This window comes from Methylorubrum zatmanii, from assembly GCF_014845115.1.
Taxonomy (GTDB): domain Bacteria; phylum Pseudomonadota; class Alphaproteobacteria; order Rhizobiales; family Beijerinckiaceae; genus Methylobacterium; species Methylobacterium zatmanii.
Genome location: NZ_NKUI01000139.1, coordinates 1 through 5,778, shown reverse-complemented (window position 1 = coordinate 5,778; position 5,778 = coordinate 1). Strand labels below are relative to the sequence as shown.

General features: G+C 69.7%; 7 protein-coding genes. 1 reads left to right on the top strand and 6 read right to left on the bottom strand.

The features are described from left to right. Positions 1-59: 59 nt before the first annotated feature. The 5 genes from MZTS_RS17025 to MZTS_RS17005 all read right to left on the bottom strand — a co-directional run bounded on the left by MZTS_RS17025 (position 60) and on the right by MZTS_RS17005 (position 3,717). On the bottom strand, positions 60-266 hold the full coding sequence (locus tag MZTS_RS17025) for a Trm112 family protein (RefSeq protein ID WP_009862416.1): 207 nt from the start codon (positions 264-266) through the stop codon (positions 60-62). A gap of 62 nt (positions 267-328) precedes the next feature. Beyond that, complete coding sequence (locus MZTS_RS17020) at positions 329-997, bottom strand: LON peptidase substrate-binding domain-containing protein (protein ID WP_192284740.1); 669 nt, start codon at positions 995-997, stop codon at positions 329-331. Positions 998-1,061: 64 nt separating this feature from the next. Continuing rightward, positions 1,062-1,973, bottom strand: a complete 912-nt coding sequence (locus MZTS_RS17015; RefSeq protein WP_192284739.1) for a thioredoxin family protein — start codon at positions 1,971-1,973, stop codon at positions 1,062-1,064. A gap of 144 nt (positions 1,974-2,117) precedes the next feature. Then, entirely contained in the window at positions 2,118-2,636 is a 519-nt protein-coding gene (locus MZTS_RS17010) for a hypothetical protein (protein WP_192284738.1), read from the bottom strand. A gap of 88 nt (positions 2,637-2,724) precedes the next feature. Beyond that, the gene (locus tag MZTS_RS17005; RefSeq protein ID WP_192284737.1) at positions 2,725-3,717 is read right to left on the bottom strand and encodes a glutathione S-transferase family protein; all 993 of its coding nucleotides are present in this window, start codon (positions 3,715-3,717) and stop codon (positions 2,725-2,727) included. 165 nt (positions 3,718-3,882) lie between these two features. Between MZTS_RS17005 and MZTS_RS17000 the strand changes: the two genes are divergently transcribed. Continuing rightward, on the top strand, positions 3,883-5,001 hold the full coding sequence (locus MZTS_RS17000) for an NADH:flavin oxidoreductase/NADH oxidase (RefSeq protein ID WP_192284736.1): 1,119 nt from the start codon (positions 3,883-3,885) through the stop codon (positions 4,999-5,001). 94 nt (positions 5,002-5,095) lie between these two features. Here the strand turns inward: MZTS_RS17000 and MZTS_RS16995 are convergent. After that, on the bottom strand, positions 5,096-5,778 hold a 683-nt coding region (locus tag MZTS_RS16995; protein WP_192284735.1), incomplete at its 5' end, for a phosphodiester glycosidase family protein.

Here is a 5,778-nt window from a genome sequence, read left to right as displayed (position 1 = left end):
GCTCAAGTGCCGCGCGGGCTTGCCGATACGGTTCCCGCTTTAATCAAGCGGAAACCGTATCACTCCGCCAGGGAGCGGGCCTCTTCCGGCAGCATGATCGGGATGCCGTCGCGGATCGGATAGGCGAGCTTGGCGGAGCGGCTGATCAGCTCCTCGCGGGCCGCGTCGTATTCGAGCGATTCCTTGGTCAGCGGGCAGACCAGCAATTCGAGGAGGCGGGGATCGACCCGGGTCGCCTCGACGGGCGGGGTGGGGGTATCGGCCATGGGTTTTTCGCCTTCGGGTGAATGGATGCCCGGCCGCGGACAGCCGGGAGTTCCGACAAAACTTATTGCAGCGTCGGCTCGGAGCCGCTGGCGCGGACCAGCTCCATCTCGGTCACCGCCACCAGCACCTCGGCCCGGGTCTTGAGGTCGGGCGCTTCCAGCATGGCCTGCTTCTCGCGCACCCCGAACGGGCTCATCATGCACAGGGCGTTGACGAGGGCCTCGTTGGGCGCCTCCTTGATCCCCGCCCAATCGACCTGAAGCTCGTTGGCATCGACGAAGTTGCGCAGAGCCTGCAGCACGCCCGCGCGGTCGACCTCGTCCTCCCCGGCCCTCGCCTCGAAATCCTGGGCGAAGGCGTCGTAGGAGACTTGGCAGCGGCGATAGGCCGTGGTGACGGCGAGTTCGCTCTCGACGCGGAAGCGGCTGATTCCGGTCAGCGAGATCAGGTAGCGCCCGTCCCCGGTCTCGGCGAACTGGCTGATCCGCCCGGCGCAGCCGACCCGGTAGAGACGCGGCGCCAGCGGCGGGCCGCCCCCGTCCGCATCCGGCTGGATCATCCCGATCACCCGCTCCGAGCGCAGCGCATCGTCGATCATGGCGAGGTAGCGCGGCTCGAAGATGTTGAGCGGCATCTGCCCCCGCGGCAGGAGAAGGGCTCCCGGCAGGGGGAAAACGGGGATGATGGCGGGGCAATCCGCCGGCGACTTGCAGCTCGGCTGCGGGCTCATGCGCGGCTTTCCTGCTGAAGGAGGAAGTGCGGGAGATCGCCTCCCGCACGCCCGGTCACCGCTGTCACGAGAACAGCAGCGTCGAAAGCTGCCGACGCCCGCGGATCGCGGCCGGATCCATCAGGCCCCAGGCCTCGAAGAATTGGAGCAGCTGCTTGCGCGCCCCGTCCTCGTTCCAGGTCCGGTCCGCCCGGGCGATGGCCACGAGCTGATCGACCGCCTCGTCGCGCTTGCCGGCGGCGTTGAGGCCGAGGGCGAGGTCGAAGCGGGCCTGGAAGTCGTTTCCGTCGGCCTCGATGCGTTTCTGCAGGCCGGCGAGGTCGCCCAGGCTCCCGGCCTGCTCGGCGAGTTCGAGCGCCGCGCGCACGCCGGCCAGAACCGGATCCTCCGCCTTGTCGGCGGGCACCATGGCGAGCACCTGCTTGGCGTTTTCGGTCTCACCGAGTTCGAGCTGGGTCTTGGCGAGCCCGGCAATCGCCTTGAGATTCTCCGGCTCCTCGCGCAGCACCGCGGCGTAGAGTTCGGAGGCCGTGGCGAGGTCTCCGGCGGAGGCGACGGCGGCGGCCTCCTCGAGAACCTGATCGATCTCCGAGGGGCCGGCGAGCCGGTCGACGAAGGCGCGCACCTCGGACTCGGGCACCGCGCCCATGAAGGCGTCGACGGGCCGGCCGCGATCGATGGCGATCACAGCGGGAATCGATTGCAGCCCGAGCTGCTGGCCGATCTGCTGCCAGACGCCGGGATGCTCGTCGATGTTGAGCTTGGCGAGCTTCACCCGGCCGCCTGCCGCCCGCACGACCTTCTCGAGGACGGGGGTGAGCTGCTTGCACGGGCCGCACCAGGGCGCCCAGAAATCGACGATGACCGGCTGGTTCATCGATTCGGCGATGACGTCCTGCCGGAACCCCGCCGTGGTGGTGTCCTTGATGAGGCCGTCGGCGGCGGGCGCGCCGGCGGCGGCGTTGGCTTCGAGCATGGAGCCCTCAAACAGTCTTGCAAACGGCCTGGAACACGCTTCCGCGTGCGTTGCACCGGGCCCATAACATGGGACCCGGCTTACATGGGGCCTGACGACGCAGCTGACCAGACGTTTTCGGGATGGCCCAGGGTCGAGATCGGATCAGGGCTTGGGCGGCTGGCCCGCAGCGCCCTGCTTGGCGTCCTGTGTGGCGTCCTTGCCATCCGCCTTGGCGTCGGTGACGAACACGCCCGCATAGGTCTTGCCCTGCGAAGTCGCCTCGCAGGCAATCATGGTCTTGCCGGGCTCGGGTGACGAGAACTTGCAGGAGCCCACCGCCGGGGCGGGATTGCGGACGATGCCCTCCTTGTTCTTCATGCCCGGCACCACGAGGCTGACCGGCTGAAGCTGCTCGGTCTCCTCGGTGCGCTCATGCTGCGCGCCGGAACCGCTGAAGCTCAGGGTCTGGCCGTCCCAGGCGGCGAAATCGAAGCTGGTGCGCCCGCGCGAGACCGAGTTGGCGAGCTCTTCCTTGCAGTTCTGGGTGATGTCCTGGCCGGCGATCACCAGCCGCTCGCACCGGCCGGTCATCTTCACCTCGGCCCCCTGCTGAGCCAGGGCCGGCCCGGCGGACAGAAGCGGAAGCAGCGCGAGCAAGGCATAGCGCGAGCGGGTCGTCATGGCGGGGTGTTCCTCCTCATCGGCGCCCGGATCGCGGGGGCGCCTCGTTCTGATGGGCGGATGCTATCTTGCTCCGCGGCCGGCAAGTTCAACGCCCGAAGCGCAGGGCGCGGTCGTTGGGCGCATCGAAATGCAGCTCCGGCCCCAGGGGCACGATCCCGGTCGGGTTGATGCCCGCGTGGCTGCCGTAATAGTGGCGCTTGATGTGGTCGAGATTCACCGTCTCGGCGACGCCCGGCAGGGCGTAGAGGTCGCGCAAATAGTGCGAGAGATTGGGGTAGTCGGCGATCCGCTGCCGGTTGCACTTGAAGTGCCCGACATAGACCGCATCGAACCGCACCAGGGTGGTGAACAGGCGGATATCGGCCTCGGTCAGGTCGCCCCCACACAGGTAACGCTGCCGGTCGAGCTGTGCCTCCAGGGCGTCGAGTTCGGAGAACAGCGCAGTGAAGGCCTCCTCGTAGGCCTCCTGGGTGGTGGCGAAGCCCGCCTTGTAGACGCCGTTATTGACCCGGTCGTAGACGCGGGCATTCACCGCATCGATCGCGCCGCGCAACGCCTCCGGGTAGAGGTCGGGCCCTCCCTCGCCGAAACCGTCGTTGAGCATGCGCACGATCTCGGCCGATTCGTTCGAGACGATGGTGCCCCGCTCCCTGTCCCACAGCACCTGCACGGTGACGCGGCCGGAATAATCGGGCTTGGCCTGCCGGTAGATCTCGTAGAGGCGGGACGCGCCGAACAGCGGCTCGGCCGTCGCCCCCGGCACGCCGCCCTCCTCAGCCGGATGAAACACCCAGCCCTCCTCGCGCATATACGGCGAGACGACGGAAACCGTGATCGCCTCCTCGAGCCCCTTGAGCCGGCGCAGGATCAGGGTGCGGTGCGCCCAGGGGCAGGCGAGCGAAACGATGAGGTGGTAGCGCCCCGCCTCGCCCTTGAACCCACCCTCTCCCGAAGGTCCGGGGCTTCCGTCCGCCGTCACCCAGTTGCGGAACGCAGCCGCCGAACGCTCGAAGCGCCCGCCGGATTTGGCGGTGTCGTAGCCCTTGTCGTGCCACACGCCCTCGACCAGCAAACCCATCCCGAACGCTCCTGACACTCCGCCCGTGAGGAGATGGGGGAGACCGGCGGCGGGGAAAGGCCATCGGGCCTTAAGTCCGGCCCATCGGCCCGCCGGGGGCTGGTGGCCGGGGACCGCGCATCCCAGATAGGCCGCCGACCCCGAAGCCCGTCCCGGAGCCCGCCGATGTCCGCCCGCCTGTTCGAGCCCCTGCGCCTCGACGATCTGGAACTCGAGAACCGCATCGTCATCGCGCCGATGTGCCAATACTCGGCCCTGGGCGGGGCGGCGACCGACTGGCACCTGATGCATCTCGGCCAGCTCGCCCAGTCCGGCGCCGGACTCCTGACCCTGGAGGCGACGGCGATCTCGCCCGAGGCGCGGATCTCGCCCGCCGATCTCGGCCTCTACGACGACGCCACCGAGCGGGCGCTCGGACGCGTGCTCGACGCCGTGCGCGGCTATGCGCCGATCCCGGTGGCGATCCAGATCAACCATGCCGGCCGCAAGGCGTCGAGCCGGGCGCCCTGGGAGGGCGGCGCCCAGATCGCCCCGGAGGCTGCCGATGGCTGGCGCACCGAGGCGCCCTCCGCCCTGGCCCATGCCGAGGGTGAGATTCCGCCCCACGCCCTCGATGCCGAGGGCCTGAAGCGGGTGCGCGACGGCTTCGTCGCCACGGCGCGACGCGCCATGCGGCTCGGCATCGACGGGGTCGAGCTGCACGGCGCCCACGGTTACCTGCTGCACCAGTTCCTGTCGCCGCTCTCCAACCGCCGCGAGGACCGGTATGGCGGCAGCCTGGAGAACCGGATGCGCTTCCCCCTGGAATGCTTCGAGGCGGTGCGCGAGGCCGTGCCCGCCGGCAAGCCGGTCTGGATGCGCGTTTCGGCCACCGATTGGGTCGAGGAGGGCTGGGACCTCGACCAGACGCTCGAACTCGCCCGCGCCCTCAAGAGCCGCGGCGCGGCGGCGATCCACGTCTCGACGGGGGGCCTCTCCCCCGCGCAGAAAATCCCCGTGGGGCCGGGCTATCAGGTGCCCTTCGCCGAGCGCATCAAGGCGGAGACGGGGCTCACCACCATCGCCGTCGGCCTCATCACCGAGCCGCGCCAGGCGGAGGCGATCCTGGCCGAGGGCAAGGCCGATGCGATCTCGCTCGCCCGCGCCGTGCTCTACGATCCCCGCTGGCCCTGGCACGCGGCGGCCGAACTCGGCGCGCAGGTGCGGGCCCCGAAGCAGTACTGGCGCAGCCAGCCGCACCAGTACAAGGACCTGTTCAAGAGCGCGGCCTTCGGGCAGCGGTGAGAGGTTCTTCTTCTCCCCCCGTCCTGAGCGCCAGCGATGCGGCGCCTCAGGACCGGGAACGCGGGCTGGAAGGACAATCCGTCTGCCGCGCCGTCTACCGCGCCACCGCTCCCACCAGCGGCCCGAGCGGGCGGCTGAGATCGGAGCGGCCGAGGCCCGGCGCGTAGAGGCTCGACACGCTGCCGTCGAGGAACAGGGCGTTGCGGCAGCCGAGGGTGTCCTTGAACAGGCGGGCGAAGGCGCCGAACGTCACGGGATGTTCCGAGATGGCGAAGATCGCCGTGCGGCCGCCATCGCGCACGCCGACGCCGTTGCGGATCTTCTGGCTCGGCCCGTCCGTCGAGATCTTGGGGTGGATCTTGCCCTCGATCACCAGCATCGGGCCCGATTGGGTGGCGAAATCCGGGTTCGGCTTGGCGCGTAGGTATCGGGCGGTGTCGAGCACCCCGGCCCGATCGCCCTTCACGTAGAAGATGCCGTTGGGCTTGAGGTGGAAGTTGCCGGGCCCGTTCGCGGTCGAGACGCCCTTCATCTCGCGGCCCTCCTCCACGTAGAGTCCGACCGGGGCCTGCCCCTTGTCGTACATGCCGGCATTCATCGCGAAGCTGAGGCGCGGCCCCTGCCGGCCGGCGAGGTTCGACAGCGAGGAATAGGGCAGCCCGTCCGGCCCGAGCCAGAACAGCCGCACCCGCTCGCGGGTGAGGTCGACGGTGCAGACGGTGTAGGGCTGCCCCTCCGCTTCGACCGCCCGGCACGGCCCCTTCGCGGCGGCCTGCG